This window comes from Prevotella sp. LCP21S3_D2 (genome assembly GCF_052118345.1).
Lineage (GTDB): Bacteria > Bacteroidota > Bacteroidia > Bacteroidales > Bacteroidaceae > Prevotella.
In genome coordinates, this window is record NZ_JBQKHJ010000005.1 from 108,970 (window position 1) to 130,395 (window position 21,426).

Here is a 21,426-nt window from a genome sequence, read left to right on the forward strand (position 1 = left end):
GTGTTTAGCATATATTTAATCATTCTATTGGTCGTGCTGATGGCTTGGAAGAAGACCCGCAACTTTGCCATCTACTTCCTGCCTTGGTTCCTCTTCGGAATCATCTACGATTCGATGCGCCTTTACCCGAACTATAAGGTAAACTCCATCGATGTAGTTCATCTGTATGAAGCAGAGAAATATCTCTTTGGAATAGCAGCCACTACAGCTGCTGAACTGCAGGCTGTAGCCGACCATACACAACTCATGATACCAGGCGAATACTTCAAGGTTCACAACTGCGGAGCAGCCGATTTCATGGCTGGTATCTTCTACCTGTGCTGGGTACCGGTACCTATCGCCTTCGCCATTTATCTCTACATCAAGAAGCAGTATTCCTGGTTCAGACGATTCTCATGGGCTTTTCTTCTGGTCAACATCATTGGCTTTATCGGCTATTATATCTACCCTGCAGCTCCACCTTGGTATGCGATGAACTACGGTTTCGAGCCGGTTCTCCACACCCCAGGTAATGTGGCAGGTTTAGGCAGATTTGATGAAATGACGGGACTTTCCATCTTTCATGGACTGTACGGCAAGAATGCCAATGTATTTGCTGCCGTTCCCAGCTTGCACGCAGCCTACATGTTCCTCACTACCATCTATGCCGTAATGAGCCATAAGCGTTGGTACACGATAGCCCTATTCGCTTTCATCTGCTTAGGAATCTGGTGGACAGCCGTTTATTCCGGCCATCATTACATCATCGATGTCATCTTGGGCATCCTCACCACCCTTATTGGTGTAATTCTGATGGAACTGGGAGGCTTGAAGGGCTTTCTGGGAGAAAGAAAGAACATACGGTATTAGGAAATAAAACAAAGCGCCTGACTCAGAATCAATTATCTAAGCCAGGCGCTTTTTTATCTTAAAATTGCATTTTCCATATTGTTTTATCTTATCTAACCATCACCTTACGGTAACATCTGCGACGACGATGCTGTTCGCTTTCCAGATATTGCCATTGGCTCTGTACACCTTTGTTGCTTTCCATCTGCGGCATAGCCTCAGCCCATTTAAATCCATAACGGTGATATTGCTCGATAAGATCGGCAAAGATCAAGGCATTGGCTCCCTTGGCACGATACTCAGGCAATACACCTATCAGGAGTAAATCTACCGTATCTGTGGCATGAAACTTCAGTACTTTCAGAATTTTCAACCATCCCCAAGGCAACAGTTTGCCATTCCCTATCTTCTGCAAAGCATCGGTAAAAGAAGGGAAAGATACGCCAAAACCTATTAATCTATTGCCATCATTACCATCAACAACACCCGTAACCAGATTCAAATCAGCCTTCTTGATATAATCATTAACATACTTATCTATCTGCCTGTCCGTGAGTTGCTGGAAATCATAAAGGTCTTTATAGGTTTCGTTTACGATATGAAACACCGCTTGTCCCATACCACCCTTAACCAACTCTCGGGAAGTAAACTTATGCACATGCAGATTGTATCTTTTCTCTATCATCTCTGCAGTTCTGGCAAACTTGGCCGGGGTTTCCTCAGGCACCTTGATGCGATATTCCAGCCAGTCATTATCCTTCTCATAGAACGACATGGCTTCCATGTGGTTCTTATAATAAGGATAATTATAATTGATATACATGGTAGATTTATGATGGAATCCCTCGATGAGCAATCCTTCACGGTCCATATCCGTAAAACCAAGCGGTCCTACGCACTCAGTCATTCCCTTTGTGCGTCCCCAAGCCTCAACAGCATTTAATAAAGCCTGCGACACCTCTAAATCATCCACAAAATCAAACCATCCGAATCTTACCTGCTTCTTATTCCATTGTTCATTGGCACGGCGATTGATGATGGCAGCAACACGACCCACGATACGCGCCTCACCATCTACAGCCAGAAAATACTGCGCCTCGCAGAATTCGAAGGCAGGATTCTTGCGCTTACTCAACGTATTCATTTCATCAAAACGCAAGAAGGGAACTGCAAATTTATTGCCCTTGTACAGTTCATAATAGAAGTTTACGAAGGCACGCAATCCCTTTCGGGTTGTTACTGGTATTATTCTTATATTGCTCATTACAGTTTTTACTCGATTATAATCAAATTCTGATCAGTATAATTAGTCCGTTTTATATAGCTATTCAGTCCGTACATCTTGTATTACAAGAAGATAGAGAACTACAATACGTCTGCAAAAGTACTACATATTTTTGACAGAGGCAAGTTTTTAGTGCATTTTTATTAAAAAAGTTCACATAAATCCCATTATTGGGCGATAATCGAAAATAAAATAGTACCTTTGCATGGTCAAAAAAAGAAGAAAACAGATTTTTCACAATGAAGAAAACAAGAGATAATTATACATTCCTGACCGAAGCTCCTGTGCACAAGGTTGTTTTCACGATGGCGATTCCTACCATCATCAGCATGCTGTCTACAAGTATGTACAATCTCGCCGACACCTATTTCGTGGGAAGCATCAATACCCAGAGCGTAGCGGCTGTGGGAATATCGTTTGCCATGATGGCGGTAATACAGGCTGTTGGCTTCTTCTATGGTCATGGAGCTGGCAATTATATCTCTCGTAAGTTGGGCGCCAAAGAGGAGGAGTACGCCAGAAAGATGGCGACAACAGGCTTTGTATTGAGCTTTCTCACAGGTTTGGTCATCGCAATACTGGGACAGCTGTTTCTTACCCCACTCTGCCTTACCTTGGGCTCTACTCCCACCATTCTTCCCTATACAGAGCGTTATCTGGGCATTATCCTGTTAGGGGCTCCTTTCATGACCACTTCGCTCACTCTCAACAACATGATACGTTTCCAGGGTAACACGATGTATGCGATGAAAGGCATCATGTCAGGCGTATTGCTGAATCTGATTCTCGCCCCATTGCTCATTCTCTACTTCGAGCTGGGCATTACGGGTGCAGCCATCGCCACTCTCATCAGCCAATGTTTCGGTTGCACCATCCTCTTCTGGATGACGCACAAGGGGCAGAACATCCGAATCCACCTTCGCTACTTCACACCTAGCAAGGCTTATGCCAAGGAAATCATCTTTGGCGGAACCCCTTCCCTGTCAAGACAAGGCTTGGGAAGTATCGCCACCTTGGTATTGAATGTGGCAGCGGGAGCTTACGGAGATGCTGCCATTGCCGGCATGAGCATCGTCACCCGCATCTCTTTCTTTACCTATGCTGTGGTAATCGGATTGGGTCAAGGATTCCAGCCTCTCTGTGGTTTCTGCTATGGAGCCAGACTATATGCCCGCGTTAAGGAAGCTTTTTATTACTGCATCAAGTGTGGCACAATATTCCTGGCTATCTGTGCCGTAATTGGCTTCATTTTCTCAGAGCCTATCATCGAACTCTTCCGTGATGATGCCAAGGTAATAGAGGTTGGTTCCATGGCTTTGAAATGGCAGGTTATCAGTTTTCCTCTGGTTGCCACCATCGTACTTACCAATATGCTGATGCAGACCATCCGCAAGCCTATCCGTGCCAATATCGTAGCTGGAGCAAGAAGCGGTTTGTTCTTCATTCCGCTCATCTTTATCCTACCCCATTTCTTCGGTTTGCTGGGGGTAGAAATGTGTCAGGCATGGGCAGACTTCTGCTCCTTTGCAGTAGCTATTCCGATAGCCTGGAGTGCGTTCAGAGATATGAGAAAGGTGTGAATGCCCATTCTTTGTTCTTTGAAAAAGTCATGGGATTATTAGCAAAAATCATAGCTGTCTTTTGGTTTTCTTGAAAGATTTTTGTAATTTTGCAGGCTGAAAGAAAGAAGAGAAATGGAGAAAGCAAAATATAGTATCGGACTAGATGTTGGCTCTACAACAGCCAAAGTTGCCGTTATCGATGGCAAGAAAAACTTGATTTACTCAAAATACGAACGCCACAACGCTCGTGTCAAAGAACTTGTGTCTCATTATTTCGATGAGATTAACCAGTTGATAGGCGATACAAAGGTAAATATCTGCGTTACGGGTAGCGTGGGCATGGCTACGGCAGAACAGCTGCAGGCTGAGTTTGTTCAGGAAGTAGTGGCAGCATCGGTTTATGCCCGTAAGGCTCATCCTGAAGCAAAGGCTCTCATCGATATCGGTGGAGAGGATGCCAAGGTTGTTTTCTTCAAGCCTAATGGGGGAATGGAGCTACGCATGAATGGAAACTGTGCCGGAGGTACAGGTGCATTTATTGACCAAATGAGTGTATTGATGGGTGTAGACAATCAGAAGATGAGCCAGTTGGCTATGAATGCCCAACATGTTTATCCGATGGCAGCCCGCTGTGGTGTCTTCGCCAAGACCGATATCCAGAATCTCATGGCACGCAATCTTCCGGAAGAGGATATTGCAGCCAGTATCTTTCATAGCATCGCAGTACAAACTGTGGTGACGCTTTCTCACGGCATCGACTTCGAGGCTCCTATCCTGCTTTGCGGTGGTCCGCTGACCTTTCTCCCTGCACTCCGCAAAGCATTCTGCGACTATATGCAGCTGTCAGAAAATGATTTCATCGTATCAGAAAATAGCAATCTGATTCCTGCGCTGGGATGCGCCTACCGTAATTCTCCCACGGATTCCGCAGATTCTACAGATGTTTCTGATTCTGACGGAATCCAGCTTTCCATACTCAGAAAGCGCTTACATCAGGAAATAAAGGTTGAGTGGAACAGTAGCTTGGAACCTTTGTTTAAAAACGAAATGGAGCACGATAAATGGCTCCAGTCAAAAGCAAGATTCGCTACCGAAACCCATCCTCTGGCAAAAGGTAAGCAGCAGGTGGTTATCGGTATTGATTCCGGCTCCACTACAACCAAGATTGTGGCAGTTAGAATGGGAAGCAATACGGATACAGATGCGAAATCTGCCCAAAAGGACAAGGGCGATATTGTCTTTACAAACTATCGTCTGAACCTAGGCAACCCTATTAAGGCGGTAGCCGATGGTCTGAACGCCCTGAAGCAGGAAGCAGAACATAGAGGGGCTGAACTGGAAATCGTAGGCTCTTGTTCTACCGGCTATGGCGAGGAACTGATTAAGGCTGCATTCGGACTTGACAGCGGCATTATCGAAACCATGGCACACGAACGGGCAGCTGCATCACTCATGCCCGACGTCAGTTTCATCCTTGATATTGGCGGACAGGACATGAAGGCTATCTTTGTTGAGAAAGGAGCTGTTGTGAGAATGGAACTCAACGAGGCATGCTCTTCCGGTTGCGGAACCTTCATACAGACTTTTGCCAATAACATGGGATATTCTGTAGGTGATTTCGCCAAACTTGCCTGCCAGTCTAAAGCTCCTTGCGACCTGGGTACCCGCTGTACGGTCTTCATGAACTCCAAGGTAAAGCAGGTTCTCAGAGAGGGGGCTTCGGTGGCTGATATTTCTGCCGGAATCTCTTATTCGGTTATCAAGAACTGTCTTTATAAAGTACTGAAACTCCATGGTAACGAGAACCTTGGAGGAAAAATCGTCGTACAGGGTGGTACCATGAGAAACGATGCTGTGGTAAGAGCTTTCGAATTGCTGACTCATACCGAAGTGGCCCGTAGCAACATGCCGGAATTGATGGGTGCCTACGGCTGTGCACTCCATGCGGCAGCTGATTACCCAACAGAAACGAATGCCCGGAGCATTGACGACCTTCTGAATCTAGCTCATTACGAAACCAGGCAGTTGCAATGTAAAGGCTGTGAGAACCATTGCTATGTTTCTCGCTACACCTTCGCTGGTGGCAATAAGTTTTACTCGGGAAACAAGTGTGAACGGGTTTTCAACAACAAGGGTGCAAATGAGATAAAAGGTAAGAATATTTACGAATATAAATATCACTTGCTCTTTGATGGTAAGGAAATTAAGCACTTTGATATCACAAAACGCCACATCAAGGTTGGTATCCCCCGCATTCTCAACATGTATGAGGATTTCCCGTTCTGGAATGCCCTGCTTCATGCAGCAGGTTTCGATGTCATTCTCTCTTCTGATTCAACCTTCAGCCAGTATGAAGGAGCCTTGAATACAGTTATGAGCGACAACATCTGCTTCCCTGCCAAGTTGGCTCACAGTCATCTCAAAGAGCTTAATGAGAACCCGGAGGTAGACCGCATCCTGATGCCATACGTAGTATATGAACACAATGACGACCCGAGGAATACGCTGAACAGCTTCAACTGTCCTGTGGTTTCGGGCTATAGCGATGTCATCAAATCGGTAATAGATCTGAAGAAACCGATAGATTCTCCAGTCATCAACTTTGCACAATCCAAGGCTTTGGAAAAGCAAATCGTGGATTATCTCAAGAAGTTGGGAGTAGACAGAAAGACTGCCCGAAAGGCCTTGAGAGAAGCGCTCTATGCGCAAACTGCCTATTCAGCAGAAATCAAGACGAAAGCTTGGGAGATTCTCAATCAGAACGAGGAAAAGCCTCGTCTTACCATCCTCCTGGCTGGCCGTCCTTATCATACAGACCCGTTGGTTCAGCACAAGTTGAGCGAGATGATTGCAAACCTGGGAGTCAACGTAATCAGCGAAGACATCGCCAGAGGCTCATCAGACAACAACGATGCATACAACAGCCAGCCAGAGACTTATCTTGTCAAGCAATGGGCTTACATGAACCGCATCATGAAGGCTGCGCAATGGGCAGCCGAACAGGGTGACAATGTACATTTCGTACAGATGACCAGCTTCGGTTGCGGACCGGACAGCTTTATCCAGGACGAGATTCGTGACATCATGAAGCGCCACAACAAGCCTTTCACGCTCTTGAAGATAGATGATGTCAGCAATATTGGTTCGCTGAAGCTTCGTGTCCGCTCGCTGATAGAAAGTCTTAAAGTTAAAAGTAATCATAAGTTTCAAAGCTCAAAGTTCAAAGTTCAAAGTCTCAAACAGACCAAGGTTTTCACCAAGCAGGATGTGCATCGCAAGATTCTCGCTCCGTTCATGACTGAGTATCTCACTCCTATCATTCCTCCTATCCTGAAGCTGATAGGTTATGATGTAGAAGTTTTGCCTATGAGTGATGAAGCTAGTGCTGAAATTGGCTTGAGATTCGCCAACAATGAGGTTTGCTATCCTGCAACACTCATCGTGGGCGACATCATCAAAGCCTTGAAATCTGGCAAATACGACCTCAAGAACACAGCAGTAGTAATGAGTCAGACGGGTGGACAATGTCGTGCAACCAACTATGCAGGCCTCATCAAACGGGCGATGATTTCCAACGGTTTCCAGGATGTACCATTACTCACACTAGGCGTGACAGCCTCGACAGGCGAAGCTTCCGGTTCTACGGATGATAAGCAAGACTATAATGAGCAGGATGGCTTCAACGTGCCTTGGCTAAAATACAGCCAGATTATCGTTACCGCTATTTTCTATGGCGATGCGATTAACGAGATGTACAACGCCTGCATCGCAAGAGAACGGAAACAGGGAATAGCCAAGGAATTACGGGATAAGTACATACGCCTCATCGATGAGCCTATCGCCCGAAACTCAGCAAAAGGTCTAATCAAGCTCCTGGAACAGGCTGCAGAGGAATTCAACCAGATGACCCTAGACAAGGATGTACCTAAAGTGGGCATCGTAGGAGAAATCTTCCTGAAGTTCAATCCTTTTGCCCATCAGTACCTGGAGCGATACATCATCTCTAAGGGCATCGAGGTTGTACCACCACTACTCGCTCCATTCTTCCTACAGGAATTCGTGAATGTAGAGATACAGAAGCACATGCGACTGAATTGTACCAAGGTACCAGACTTCATCATCAAGGGTGCTTATCAGGCATTGATAGGCAGAAGATTGCGCCAGGTGAACAAGGCAGCCAGCAAGTTCCGCTACTTCCGTCCATTCACCAATATTTATGATGATGCGAAGGATGTGCAGGGATTGGTTTCGCTGGCAGCACAGTTTGGAGAAGGCTGGCTCCTGCCTGCCGACATCGTGGGTTATATCCGAGACGGAGTGAATAATATCATCTCGCTCCAACCATTCGGCTGCATCGCTAACCACGTGATTTCCAAGGGAATCGAAAAACGGCTACATGAGCGTTTCCCTCAACTGAACCTGGTATCCCTCGATTTCGATTCAGGAGTTTCAGAAGTAAATGTCACCAACCGATTGCTGCTCTTTTTAGACAGTATCACAGAATAGAAGCCGAAAAAGCAGATTCCGTATTTTAGTGAATCTGCTTTTTCTGTTTCGATTATTCTACAAAAAAGCAAAAAAAAACAGCCGTCATTTTTTTGCAATTCAAGAAATAAATCGTATCTTTGCACACGAATTTTATTGATACATGAAGAAAATGAGTAAAGATACATTAACTCATCAGCTGACAGAGACCATCGACGAGCTTTCTTGCGCCGATTCATTAAAAGGTCTATTCCATCAGCACAGAGACGGAAATCCACTTCCTTCGGGCAAGGCGCTCGAAGATATCATCAATCTGTCTCGCTCCATCCTCTTTCCGGGATATTTCGGCAATTCTTCCGTTAATATCTCCACTATCAAATATCATATTGGAGTAAGAGTAGAGAAACTCTACGAGATGCTTGCAGAACAGATTCTCGCCGGACTCTGCTTCGCCAATGATTGCGAAACTGAGACACAGGCTGATCTACAGCATCAACGTGCCAAGGCTGGCGTTATCGCAGCAAAAGCCATCATGGAGTTTCCAAAACTTCGTAAAATTCTCGCCACTGACGTGGAGGCTGCCTATAATGGAGACCCTGCGGCAATGAGCCACGGAGAAATCATCTCCTGCTATCCTGTCATCAAGGCGATAACCAACTATCGTATCGCTCATGTTCTTCACCTGCTCGGTGTGCCACTCATCCCCCGTATGATGACCGAGCTGGCACATTCAGAGACCGGTATCGATATCAATCCAGAGGCTACCATCGGTCACCACTTCACCATCGACCATGGAACGGGTGTGGTAATCGGAGCCACCTGCATCATCGGCAACAACGTGAAACTCTACCAGGGTGTAACCCTCGGAGCCAAGAGTTTTCCACTCGATAAGGACGGCAACCCTATCAAGGGAATCCCTCGTCACCCTATCCTGGAAGACGATGTCATCGTCTATGCCAATGCTACAATCCTCGGTCGCATCACCATCGGAAAGGGCTGCGTAGTAGGAGCAAACGTATGGGTAACCAAGGATATGCAACCCAAAACAAAGAAATATAGAAAAGAAAAACAAAGTTTATTAGATATAGAATTCAATAATGGAACAGGAATTTGAACTCATTGCCAAGACCTTTATGGGTCTGGAGCCCGTCTTGGCTGAGGAGCTCACCCAGTTGGGTGCCAACAATGTACAGATAGGTCGCCGTATGGTATCTTTCACAGGCGACAAGGAAATGATGTATCGTGCCAACTTCCAGTTGCACACAGCCATCCGTATCTTAAAGCCTATCAAGCACTTCAAGGCTCGTTCTGCCGAAGAAGTGTACGATCAGATTCAGAAGATTAAGTGGGATGACATCTTAGACGTGAAGAAGACATTCTCAGTAGATTCAGTAGTTTACTCCGAGGAATTCCGCAACTCACGCTTTGTTACTTACAAGGTAAAAGATGCTATCGTAGACTGGTTCCGCGAGAAGCAGGGCACACGTCCTAACATCAGCGTATCCAACCCAGATATCCGTCTTAATATCCATATCGCAGAAGATAACGCAACCTTGAGTCTTGACTCAAGTGGTGAAAGCTTACACCGCCGTGGCTACCGTCAGGAACAGGTTGAGGCTCCATTGAACGAGGTTCTGGCTGCAGGTATGATTCTGATGACCGGCTGGAAGGGCGAATGCGACTTCATCGATCCTATGTGTGGTTCTGGCACCATCGCTATCGAAGCAGCACTTATTGCCCGCAACATCTCTCCAGGTGTATTCCGCAAGGAGTTTGCCTTCGAGAAGTGGAACGATTTCGATCAGGAGCTTTTCGATATGATTTACAATGATGACTCTCAGGAGCGCGAGTTCGAGCACCATATCTACGGTTATGATGTAGATATGAAGGCTGTGAACACTGCCAACCTCAACGTGCGTGCAGCCGGACTGAGCAAGGATATCACCATCGCACAGCAGGACTTCAAGAACTTCACTCAGCCAGCAGAGAAGAGCATCATAGTGATGAACCCTCCATACGGTGAGCGTATCTCTACCCCTAACCTCTTGAATACCTACAAGATGATTGGCGAGCGCTTCAAGAAGGCTTTCGCAGGCAACGAGGCTTGGGTATTAAGTTACCGCGAGGAATGCTTTGAGCAGATTGGTCTGAAGCCATCTATCAAGATTCCTGTATACAACGGAAGTTTGGAATGCGAATTCCGCAAGTACGTGATGTTCGACGGTAAGATGAAGGAATTCCGCTCTGAAGGCGGTATTGTCAAGACTGAAGCCGAGAAGCGAGAAATGGCTCAGAAGCATCGTTTCAAGAAAGAGCGCGAGTTTAAGAAACGCATAAGCGAGGAGACAGAAAACGAGGATGCAGACATCCGCAGCTTCCAGTTCCATAGCCATCGCCTGGAAGACTTTGAAAAGCGCCGCAATGAGATTCGCCGTGGCGGACGTGGCGGACGAAGCCACGATGATGATGACCGCAAGGGCGGACGCAGCTTCGGCGGAAAGCGTGGCAACGACCGTAACGACAAGCGTGGTGGATTCAAGGGAGACCGTCGCGGTGGTCGTGATTTCGGAGGAAAGCGTGGTGGCAAGCCTAGCTTCAACACCGACTTCGATGATGAGGATTAAAAACTACGCATCAAACCATACAAGACCTTGACGTGGCATTCTGCCACATCAAGGTTTTTATTCATTCAATCAACAAACAAAATAACAATGAATCTAAAGAATTCAATTTATAAATTATCTTTTGCAGCAATGATTTCCATGATGGCAATGAATGCAACCGAGATACAGGCTCAGGGCGTGGTTCCTGCGCAGAAGGGCGAGAAAACCTTCACCCTGGAGGATTTGAACTTCGGTGGTCATAACTATCGCAACATGGTGGCAAAGAACCGCTGGTGTACCTGGTGGGGAAATGAACTCATTCGCCAGGACGTGGAGGCTTGCTATCTCGTGAACAAGGCTACGGGCAAGGAGACCAAACTCTTCGGCATCAACGATATCAACCAGTGGATTGCTCCTACCAAGGACATCAAGGTAAGAGCTCTCTACAACGCTCAGTTCCCTTTTGCAGGCAAGAGCATCGTAATGGTAAGCAATGGCAGCAAGACCTACACCATCGACTTCAAGAAGCATAAGCTGCTGAGCGAGATGGAGTTTGAAGATGGCGAGAACCTCCTCGAAGCTAACGCACAGCAGAATGCATTCGCCTATCTGAAGGGCAGCAACCTCTATGTGCGCACCTTCAACGTAGCCAACAATGCCATGACAAGAGAGAAGAAGTCTCACGATTTCCAAATCTCTACAGACGGCAGCCGCTCTATCGTGTATGGTCAGAGTGTTCACCGCGATGAATTCGGCATCAGCAAGGGTACCTTCTGGAGCCCTAACGGCGAACTGCTCGCCTTCTACCGCATGGACCAGAGCATGGTAACAGATTATCCGCAGGTGGATATCCCGGAGATTGATTACTTCAATCATCCTGAGACAGAAACCTGCTGCGCCAAGCCTGCACCAGACAAGTATCCGATGACAGGCGAGACATCGCACAAGGTAACTATGGGCGTGTTCGACTGCATGACCGGCAAGACCATCTATCTGAAGGCTGGCGATCCTACAGACCGCTACTTCACCAACATCGCATGGAGCCCGGACAGCAAGACCATCTATATGTTCGAACTGAACCGCGACCAGAACGACTGTCGCCTGACAGCCTACAGCGCAGAGACTGGTGAGAAGACAGGTGAACTCTATCGCGAGACCGATGAGAAGTATGTAGAGCCTTGCCACCCAATCCAGTTCCTGTCTTGGGACAATAGCAGCTTCATCATGCAGAGCCGCAAGGATGGCTACAACCACCTCTATCTCTGCACCCTGGGCAAACACGGCAGCCGCATGGCAAGCAACACAGAATCACTCGAAATCAAACAGTTGACTTCCGGTAAATGGGAGGTGATGGAAGTGCTCGGCTTCAACGCCAAGCACAAGAGCATCATCATCGCATCCAACGAGTGCTCTCCTATCCAGCGTAACATCTTCGTGGTGGATACCAAGACCGGCAAGCGCACCATGATGGACGACTGCGGCAAGGGATGGCACAACGCTACCCTGAGCGAGAACGGTCAGTTTATCTATGATAACTACTCTACCCCAACCGTGCCTCGCAAGATTGCCATCGTAAACACCGAGAACGGCAAGCGCACCGCCTATTTCACAGCCGAGAACCCTTGGAAGGGCTACAACGTGCCGGAGTACAGCTGCGGTTCCATCAAGGCTGATGACGGCGTAACCGACCTCTACTGGAGAATGGTAAAACCAGTGAACTTCGACCCCAACAAGAAGTATCCTACTATTATATATGTATATGGCGGTCCTCACGCCCACAACGTGGATGCCCGCTGGAACTACTCTAGCCGTGGCTGGGAAACCTACATGGCAGAAAAGGGCTATCTTCTCTTCATCCTCGACAACCGTGGCAGCGAGAACCGTGGCAAGGCTTTCGAGCAGGCAACCTTCCGCCAGCTGGGTCAGGTGGAGATGAAGGACCAGATGAAGGGTGTAGAGTATCTGAAGACCCTGCCATACGTAGATGCCGACAAGATTGGTGTTCACGGTTGGAGCTTCGGAGGATTCATGACCATCTCATTGATGACCAACTATCCTGACGTATTCAAGGTAGGCGTAGCAGGCGGTCCGGTAATCGACTGGCACTGGTACGAGGTGATGTATGGCGAGCGCTATATGGATACCCCACAGACCAACCCAGAGGGTTACAAGAAGACATCCCTGCTCTATCAGGCTAAGAACCTGAAGGGTAAGCTGCAGATTATCCAGGGCTTGAACGATGTAACTGTAGTACCACAGCATTGCCTCACCTTCCTGAAGGCATGTATCGCAGCAGGTACACAACCAGATTTCTTCGTATACCCAGGCGAACCTCATAACATGAGAGGTCACCAAAGCACTCACTTGCATGAGCGCATCAGCAATTACTTCTTCGACTATTTGAAGTAAAACTTGCAAAAAAATATATTTTATGTAAATATTTTGCCTAATTCATAGGATTTTAGTAACTTTGCAGCAAAATGGAGAAATTAAGTATCCTAAGGTAAAATATCAGAGGAACAATTAAACGTACAACGATGAAAATATTATTGTTAGGAGGCGGTGGACGCGAGCACGCCTTAGCTTGGAAAATCGCTCAGAGCGAAAAGTGTGAGAAACTTTTTATCGCTCCAGGTAATGCCGGTACTCAGAATGTCGGCGAGAACGTGAATATCAAGGCTGACGACTTCGAGGCTCTGAAGAACTTCGCTGTCGAGAACGGTGCTGATATGGTTGTTGTTGGTCCTGAAGACCCATTGGTAAAGGGTGTTTATGACGACTTCAAAACCGATCCTCGCACCAAGAACATTCCTGTAATCGGTCCTTCAAAGGCTGGTGCTGTATTGGAAGGCAGCAAGGATTTCGCCAAGAAGTTTATGAAGCGCCACAACATTCCTACAGCTCAATACGAAACTTTCGATGGCGAGCATGTAGAGGAAGGTCTTAAATTTCTGGAGACCTTGAAGGCTCCATACGTATTGAAGGCTGACGGTTTGTGCGCAGGTAAGGGTGTTCTCATCCTCCCTACTTTGGAAGAGGCAAAGAAGGAGTTCAAGGAGATGCTGGGTGGTATGTTCGGCAATGCTTCTGCACGTGTGGTTATCGAGGAATTCCTGAGCGGCATCGAATGCTCTGTCTTTGTTCTCACAGATGGCAAGAACTATAAGATTTTGCCTGAGGCTAAGGACTACAAGCGTATCGGTGAGCACGATACCGGTTTGAATACAGGCGGTATGGGTAGTGTTACCCCTGTGCCATTCGCTACCAAGGAATGGATGCAGAAGGTAGACGAGCGCATCATCCGTCCTACAGTAGAGGGACTTGCAGAAGAGAACATCGACTACAAGGGCTTCATCTTCTTCGGACTGATCAACGTTGAGGGCGAGCCAATGGTCATCGAGTACAACTGCCGTATGGGCGACCCAGAGACAGAAAGTGTCATGCTCCGATTGAAGAGCGACATCGTAGACCTCTTCGAAGGTGTTGCTGCTGGCGACCTTGACAAGCGCAACATCGAGTTTGATGAGCGTGCAGCAGTCTGCGTCATGCTCGTGAGCGGCGGTTATCCAGAGGCTTACAAGAAGGGTTATCCTATCGAAGGTATCGACAAGGTTGAAGGTTCTGTAGTATTCCACTCCGGTACAACGATGAAGGATGGACAGGTAGTAACCAACGGTGGTCGTGTCATCTGCGTAAGCAGCTACGGCAAGGACAAGGAAGAAGCCTTGAAGAAGAGCTTTGCCGAGGCCCAGAAGATTCAGTTCACCGACAAGTACTTCCGTTCAGACATCGGACAGGACCTTTAAGATAATGAATAATTAATAATTAATAATGTATAAATCTGCAGGACACAATCCTCCTGCTACAACGTACATTATTAATTATACATTATAAATTATTAATAGACATTGATGTTAAGAAAAAAAACTTTTCAAAATAAAGTAGCACCTAGTCGCTACGCACTACCAATCACTGCAACCCTTGCCACCTTGGTTTGGGTTGCAGTAGGTTTTATAGAGGGTAACATTTGGCTTAATTTTGCTTTTACCATCATATCTACATTACTGATGGTAGAACTCAACAACCACAACTCTCTGATGCGTACCTACAGCCGAATGGTTTCGTGCAGTTTTCTGGTACTAGTCACCATGACTTGTCTACCAACCCCATCTTATAAAGCCAATATCGTGTCGATGTGTTTCATCGCCTTCTATCTCATTATATGGAATAGCTATCAGGATAAACGGTCGGCAGGATGGACTTTCTATGCCTTTACCTGTATCGGACTCGCTTCGATGGTATTCATACAGATAGGTTATTTCTTACCGATATTATGGCTGATGATGATGGTATTCACCAATTCCTTCAGTATCAGAAACTTATTTGCCTCACTCATCGGAATCATCATACCTTACTGGTTCTCGGCAGGATACTATGCCTATACCAACAACATCGATGGACTTGTCAGCCATTTATCAGAATTCATCAACTATCATGAGTTGTTTGATTATTCAAGGGTAACCGACCATGAAGTCGTCAACCTGATATTCATCACCATTCTGAGCATTATCGGTTCCATCCACTTTCTGCACACAGCATATGCTGACAAGATTCGTACGAGAATGATATACGAGTCGTTCACCATGGTGAACTTCGTGAGCCTCGCCTTCATCATCCTGCAGCCTCAGCACATCAAGGAGTTAGGCAGCATCATGATAGTAAACACGGCACCACTCATCGCTCACTTCATCACCTATACCAAGGGAAAAATAACCAATATCATGTTTATCACGATGCTCGTGATGACTGTCTTGATATTATTATACAATATATTCATTCCTGAAACTGTATTATTACAGGCAGTTCAAGGATTAAGTATCCATGGATAAAGTTTGATGTGTTGAAACGCTGCATCAGACCTATTAAATGACGAATTGACAATGAGTTGGATTATCAGTTTCTTAATCGACTGGGGCTATTGGGGCATGCTTGCTGCAGCTTTTCTGGCAGGTTCTTTCTTCCCATTCAGCAGCGAGGCAGTAATGGCAGGCTTGCAGGCAGCCGGACTAGAGCCTCTCCCCCTCGTTATCTACGGTAGCATCGGCAATGTGCTTGGTTCCATGTTCAACTACGGTGTGGGCAGAATGGGTAAGATGGAATGGATAGAGAAATACCTGCATGTGAAGAAAAAAAGTCTGGATAAGGCTGAACGTTTCATGGCAGGCAGAGGCGCCTGGATGGGATTCTTCGCCTTTCTCCCACTATTGGGAAGTGCCATCACCATCGTTTTAGGCTTGACAAGAGCCAATATTCCGATTTCGATACTCAGTATCACCATCGGAAAAGTACTAAGATATGTTTTATTGGTCTATGGACTGAGTTTTATCGTTTAATTATGAAGAGATTTTTATACCTTATTATAATATGCACCCTAATGGTTGGCTGCAAAAGCAACCAGCAAAAGGCTGGCATGGCTGAAAGTAATGCCAAGCCAACTGTAACCGTTACCATCCCTCCCTACCAATACTTCGTAGATAAGATTGCCGGAGACAAGGTAGATGTCAACGTAATGGTATCGAATGGTAACAACCCTGAAACATACGAGCCAAACGCCCAGCAGATGATGGAACTCTCCAATAGTGCACTCTATCTGAAAGTGGGCAGCATCGGCTTCGAGCAGACTTGGATGAAGAAACTGCAGGACAACGCTCCCGACATGAAGGTGATTGATACCTCTGTAGGCATCAAGCCAGCCCAAACACCTGGCGGCAATATCGACCCACATGTATGGATGAGTTGCAAAAACGCCCGCATCATCGCCAGCAACATGCTCAAGGCACTCTGCGAACTGGAGCCAAAACACAAGACTTTCTTCGAGAAGAACTACAAATCGCTGCTCAGCATCATCGACAAGAGAGACAGCACCATCAAGGAAAGTTTCAAAGAGAACCCAGATTTGGTACGCAAGTTTGTGATTTATCACCCTATCCTTACCTACTTTGCCCGTGACTACCAGCTTGAGCAGCTAGCTATAGAGGAAGAAGGAAGGGAGCCAAGTGCCGCCCAGCTGAAGAGTCTCATCAAGAGAGCAAGAAAAGAGAAGATCAAATATTGCCTCATACAAGCAGAGTTTGCCAACCGCAACACCAATACATTCATCAACGAGAGCCACACCAAGCCAATGAATATCAACCCATTGCAAGGCGAATGGAACTGGGCGATGCAGGAAGCTTCATTGGCTGTACAAGGCAAGGAAATTGTGGTAGGCAAATAAACTATACTTCTGCTGGTGCTACCCAGCCTGGCGGTTAAATTTAAAGAACAATAACTAATCATAAAGTTCAATGTTCAAAGTTCAAAGTTCAAAGTTAATAGAGATTAAGCATCTATCCGCCGGATACGACGGCAAACAGGTGCTCCACGACATCAATCTCACCGTCTATCAAGACGATTATCTTGGCATCATCGGACCAAACGGTGGTGGCAAGACTACCCTCATGCGCCTCATTCTGGGACTGATGAAGCCAACAGAAGGAAGAATCAGATATTATAAAGATGGGCAGGAAGTCAAGGAAATCCGAATGGGCTATCTCCCACAATACAACTCCCTCGACAAACAGTTCCCTATCTCCGTCTACGAAGTGGTGCTCTCTGGCCTCAGCAAGACCAAGAGTCTCTTTTCGAGATACACCCAGGCGCAGCATCAGCAGGTACTCGATTGCCTCGAGCGTATGCAATTGATGGAATTCAAGGACCGCCACATCGCAGCCCTCAGCGGTGGACAGCTGCAGCGAGTCCTCCTCGCCCGGGCTATTGTCTCAAAGCCGGATGTAGTAATCCTCGATGAGCCAAACACCTATATCGACCGCAGATTTCAAAAGCAGATGTACGAGATGCTGGAGCAAATTAACAAGGAATGCGCCATCATCATCGTGAGCCACGACATTGCCGAAGTGCTTAATAATGTGAAGCACATCGCCTGTGTGAACCATCATCTGCATTACCACGATACAGCAGATATGCCTAGAGAAAAACTGGAAGAACATTTTCTAAATGTTTAGGTAGATAATATAATAATGCCTAAAAAACAAGAATAAACTTCAAGATTATCTCATCTTTTTAGTATCTTTGCAACGATTTATACACTTTAACAAAGAAATATAATACATTAAAGTTTAAACAATAATGAAACAGTACAAATTGGTGGACAATATCTTTGGATGGGTCGCATTCATCATTGCGGCTTTTGTTTATTGTTCCACGATTGAGCCGACAGCCAGTTTCTGGGACTGTCCTGAGTTTATTACAACTGCCTACAAGCAGGAAATCGGTCACCCACCAGGGGCACCGTTCTTCATGCTCTTGGGCAATTTCTTCACACATTTCGCCAGCGATACCACTCAGGTGGCTAAGATGGTGAACATGATGAGCGCACTCCTCAGTGCCGTCTGCATCATGTTCCTCTTCTGGACCATCACCCATTTGGCTCGCAAGCTTATCATCGGTGACTGGAAGGAGATGACCACCGGCAAACTGATTGCCATTGAAGCATCCGGTATGGTGGGCGCACTCATCTATACCTTCAGCGATACCTTCTGGTTCTCAGCTGTTGAGGGTGAGGTATATGCCTTCTCTTCTGCCTTTACCGCTGTGGTATTCTGGTTGATTCTGAAGTGGGAAGACCATGCCGATGAACCTCATAGCGACCGCTGGCTCGTACTCATCGCTTATATGACAGGTCTGAGTATCGGTGTGCACTTGCTTAACCTGCTCTGCATCCCAGCCATCGTATTGGTTTATTACTACAAGAAGGTACCTCAGGCAAACTTGAAGGGTTCGCTCCTGGCGTTGTTCCTCTCATTCCTGGTAGTAGTTGCCGTATTGTATGGTGTGGTTCCAGGTATCATCACCGTAGGTGGATGGTTTGAGCTGTTCTTCGTCAACGTGCTCGGTTGTCCATTCAATACCGGTGAAATCGTCTATATCATCTGCCTCGTAGCCTCTGTTATCTGGGGTATCTACGAGACATACAATGCCTCAGAAAAGAACGAGAAGAAGCAGAACATCGCCTTCGTTCTCGGCTTCGGTATGCTCGGCATTCCTTTCTATGGATATGGCTGGACCGCCGTTATCTGTGGCATCCTAGTATTGGCTGCCCTCTGGTTCGCCTTGAACTACAAGCGCAAGAAGGAAATCACAACAGGTGTTGACGAGGTAACAGGCATCACAAAGAAGAAGATGCAGGTATTGCCTCTCATCTCTGCCCGCATCAAGAATACAGCATTGCTCTGCATGCTGATGCTGATGATTGGTTACTCAAGCTATGCGCTCATCGTAATCCGTTCATCTGCCAACCCTCCTATGGACCAGAACTCTCCTGAGGATATCTTTACCTTGGGTAGTTACTTGAGCCGTGACCAGTATGGCGACCGTCCTTTGTTCTATGGTCAGGCTTATACCTCTCAGGTAGCTCTTGAGGTAGATGGCAACATGTGCAAGCCTGTCATGAAGGAAGGTGCACCGGTTTACCAGCGCAAGGAGAAGGCTTCAGCAGATGAGAAGGACTCCTACTTTGTAGTAAGTCATAAGAACAAGTACGTCTATGCACAGAATATGCTCTTCCCTCGTATGTACAGTTCGGCTCATGCCTCAGCATACGAAGACTGGATGGGTGGCGTAGAAGGTTCCCAGGTGCCTTACGACCGTTGCGGTGAAAGCATCATGGTGAAGGTTCCTTCACAGATTGACAACATCCGCTTCTTCCTCTCCTATCAGTGCAACTTCATGTACTGGCGCTACTTCATGTGGAACTTTGCCGGACGTCAGAACGACATTCAGGGCAATGGCGAACCAGAACATGGTAACTGGATTTCCGGTTTCTCATTCATTGATGATGCACTCTATGGCGACCAGAGCAAATTGCCAGACGACCTGAAGGCGAACAAGGGACACAACGTGTTCTACTGCATGCCGCTGATTCTCGGTCTCATCGGTCTCTTCTGGCAAGCTTGGTATACCCGCAAACGCAAGGTAATGAAGAACGGCGTGGAGACTGAGGAGACTCTTCCTATCGGTATCCAGCAGTTCTGGGTGGTATTCTTCCTGTTCTTCATGACAGGTCTTGCCATCGTCATCTACTTGAACCAGACTCCTATGCAGCCACGTGAGCGTGACTATGCTTATGCCGGTTCATTCTATGCATACGCTATCTGGTGTGGTCTTGGCGTCCTCGCCATCATCGACCTTCTGAAACAGAAGATGAAACTCAGCGGAACAGCCGTTTCTGCTATCGTAGCAGTCATCACACTTCTCGTCCCAATCCAGATGGCTTCACAGACTTGGGATGACCACGACCGTTCAGGCCGTTACACCTGCCGTGACTTTGGTCAGAACTATCTGATGTCACTCCAGGAGAAGAGCAACCCTATCATCTTCACCAATGGTGATAACGATACCTTCCCACTCTGGTACAATCAGGAAGTAGAAGGTGTAGGAACAGATGCCCGCGTTTGTAACCTGAGTTACCTGCAGACTGACTGGTATATCGACCAGATGATGCGTCCTGCATACAACTCACCTTCTGTGCCAATCACCTGGCCACGTCTCGACTTCTGTTCAGGTACCAACGAATATGTATCGGTAGAGCCGGAAACAAAGAAGCAGATTCTTGAATTCTACAAGCAAGATCCAGAGAATGCCAAGAAGCAGTTTGGCGATGAGCCTTTCGAGCTGAAGAACATTCTGAAGAACTGGGTACGCAGCAAGAACCCTGATATGCACTTCATCCCAACCGATACCCTCTATGTCACTATCGACAAGGAGGCAGTAAAGAAGAGCGGCATGATGATGGCTACAGATTCTATCCCTGACAAGATGGTTATTTCTCTGACAGGTAAGACTGCACTCTATAAGGGTGATCTGATGATGCTCGAGATGTTGGCACAGTGCAACTGGACACGTCCGCTCTACGTAGCACTCACCGTGGGTGAAGAAAATTACATGAACCTTGGCGACAACTTCGTACAGGAGGGTCTTGTAAACCGCATCACTCCATTCACAACAAATGCTCCTGGTGCAAAACGCTTCGATACAGAGAAGACCTATCATAACATCATGACCCGATTCAAGTTCGGTAACCTCAAGCAGAAGGGTCTCTATATCGACGAGACTACCATGCGCATGTGTTATACTCACCGTCGCCTGCTTGCTCAGACAGCTCTCCAGCTCATTGCTGAAGGCAAGAAGCAGAAGGCTATCAACATCTTGAAGAAGGCTGATGTAGAGATTCCGGCATACAACGTAACACTCGATTACATGAGTGGTGGTCTGGATATGGCTCGCGGCTGGTTGATGACCGGTCAGAAAGCCAAGGGTAAGGAATATGTAGAAGCAGTTTGGAAGAACGCTTCACAGTATCTCAACTATTACCTCTCATTATCTAACGACCGATTCCTCATGAGTCAGAACGACTGCATCCGTCAGCTTATGATTATGCAGAGCATCTGCGATGTAGCAGGAATGGTAAGTCCTCAGTTGGAACAGAAGTATCAGAAGCAGCTCAACAACCTCTATACCCTGTACCACGGCAGAGGCGGCAAAATGCCAGAAGGCAATCAGTAAATAACAGAAAGTTTGATGTAGCGATGGCTACATCAAACTTTTC

Annotated in this window: 13 protein-coding genes; 12 read left to right on the forward strand and 1 reads right to left on the reverse strand. The window is 46.8% G+C overall.

Going from position 1 to position 21,426, the window contains the following annotated elements; all coding sequences use genetic code 11:
* Nucleotides 1–849 carry a phosphatase PAP2 family protein gene (locus ACTQ16_RS05565; RefSeq protein WP_295347287.1) on the forward strand — a complete coding sequence of 283 codons (849 nt, stop codon included), beginning with the start codon at nt 1–3 and terminating at the stop codon, nt 847–849.
* 88 nt (nt 850–937) lie between these two features.
* Here ACTQ16_RS05565 and ACTQ16_RS05570 read toward each other — a convergent pair whose 3' ends face one another.
* Nucleotides 938–2,092: an N-acetyltransferase gene (locus tag ACTQ16_RS05570; RefSeq protein ID WP_294969529.1), complete on the reverse strand. Its 1,155-nt coding sequence runs from the start codon at nt 2,090–2,092 to the stop codon at nt 938–940.
* A 260-nt stretch (nt 2,093–2,352) separates the two neighbouring features.
* Here ACTQ16_RS05570 and ACTQ16_RS05575 point away from each other — a divergent pair, with 260 nt between their 5' ends.
* The 11 genes from ACTQ16_RS05575 (at nt 2,353) to ACTQ16_RS05625 (ending at nt 21,383) form a co-directional block, all read left to right on the forward strand.
* A complete protein-coding gene (locus tag ACTQ16_RS05575) occupies nt 2,353–3,693 on the forward strand; it encodes an MATE family efflux transporter (protein ID WP_441936537.1) in 1,341 nt (446 codons plus the stop codon).
* A gap of 114 nt (nt 3,694–3,807) precedes the next feature.
* A complete protein-coding gene (locus tag ACTQ16_RS05580) occupies nt 3,808–8,181 on the forward strand; it encodes an acyl-CoA dehydratase activase-related protein (RefSeq protein ID WP_441936538.1) in 4,374 nt (1,457 codons plus the stop codon).
* A 151-nt stretch (nt 8,182–8,332) separates the two neighbouring features.
* Nucleotides 8,333–9,274 (forward strand): serine acetyltransferase, encoded by a 942-nt coding sequence (locus tag ACTQ16_RS05585; RefSeq protein WP_294969538.1) that lies wholly within the window; start codon nt 8,333–8,335, stop codon nt 9,272–9,274.
* Nucleotides 9,258–10,784: a THUMP domain-containing protein gene (locus ACTQ16_RS05590; RefSeq protein ID WP_294969540.1), complete on the forward strand. Its 1,527-nt coding sequence runs from the start codon at nt 9,258–9,260 to the stop codon at nt 10,782–10,784. Before ACTQ16_RS05585 ends, ACTQ16_RS05590 begins: the two co-directional genes overlap by 17 nt.
* Before the next feature lie 141 nt (nt 10,785–10,925).
* On the forward strand, nt 10,926–13,172 hold the full coding sequence (locus tag ACTQ16_RS05595) for a DPP IV N-terminal domain-containing protein (RefSeq protein ID WP_441936590.1): 2,247 nt from the start codon (nt 10,926–10,928) through the stop codon (nt 13,170–13,172).
* Nucleotides 13,173–13,300: 128 nt separating this feature from the next.
* Nucleotides 13,301–14,569 carry a phosphoribosylamine--glycine ligase gene (gene purD / locus ACTQ16_RS05600; RefSeq protein ID WP_441936541.1) on the forward strand — a complete coding sequence of 423 codons (1,269 nt, stop codon included), beginning with the start codon at nt 13,301–13,303 and terminating at the stop codon, nt 14,567–14,569.
* 105 nt (nt 14,570–14,674) lie between these two features.
* Nucleotides 14,675–15,652 carry a hypothetical protein gene (locus ACTQ16_RS05605; protein ID WP_441936542.1) on the forward strand — a complete coding sequence of 326 codons (978 nt, stop codon included), beginning with the start codon at nt 14,675–14,677 and terminating at the stop codon, nt 15,650–15,652.
* A gap of 51 nt (nt 15,653–15,703) precedes the next feature.
* The gene (locus ACTQ16_RS05610) at nt 15,704–16,156 is read left to right on the forward strand and encodes a YqaA family protein (protein WP_118063560.1); all 453 of its coding nucleotides are present in this window, start codon (nt 15,704–15,706) and stop codon (nt 16,154–16,156) included.
* Between the two features lie 77 nt (nt 16,157–16,233).
* Nucleotides 16,234–17,037 (forward strand): metal ABC transporter solute-binding protein, Zn/Mn family, encoded by an 804-nt coding sequence (locus ACTQ16_RS05615; RefSeq protein ID WP_294969550.1) that lies wholly within the window; start codon nt 16,234–16,236, stop codon nt 17,035–17,037.
* Nucleotides 17,038–17,107: 70 nt separating this feature from the next.
* A complete protein-coding gene (locus tag ACTQ16_RS05620) occupies nt 17,108–17,824 on the forward strand; it encodes a metal ABC transporter ATP-binding protein (protein WP_441936544.1) in 717 nt (238 codons plus the stop codon).
* Nucleotides 17,825–17,948: 124 nt separating this feature from the next.
* Complete coding sequence (locus tag ACTQ16_RS05625; protein ID WP_441936546.1) at nt 17,949–21,383, forward strand: glycosyltransferase family 117 protein; 3,435 nt, start codon at nt 17,949–17,951, stop codon at nt 21,381–21,383.
* Nucleotides 21,384–21,426 lie beyond the last annotated feature (43 nt).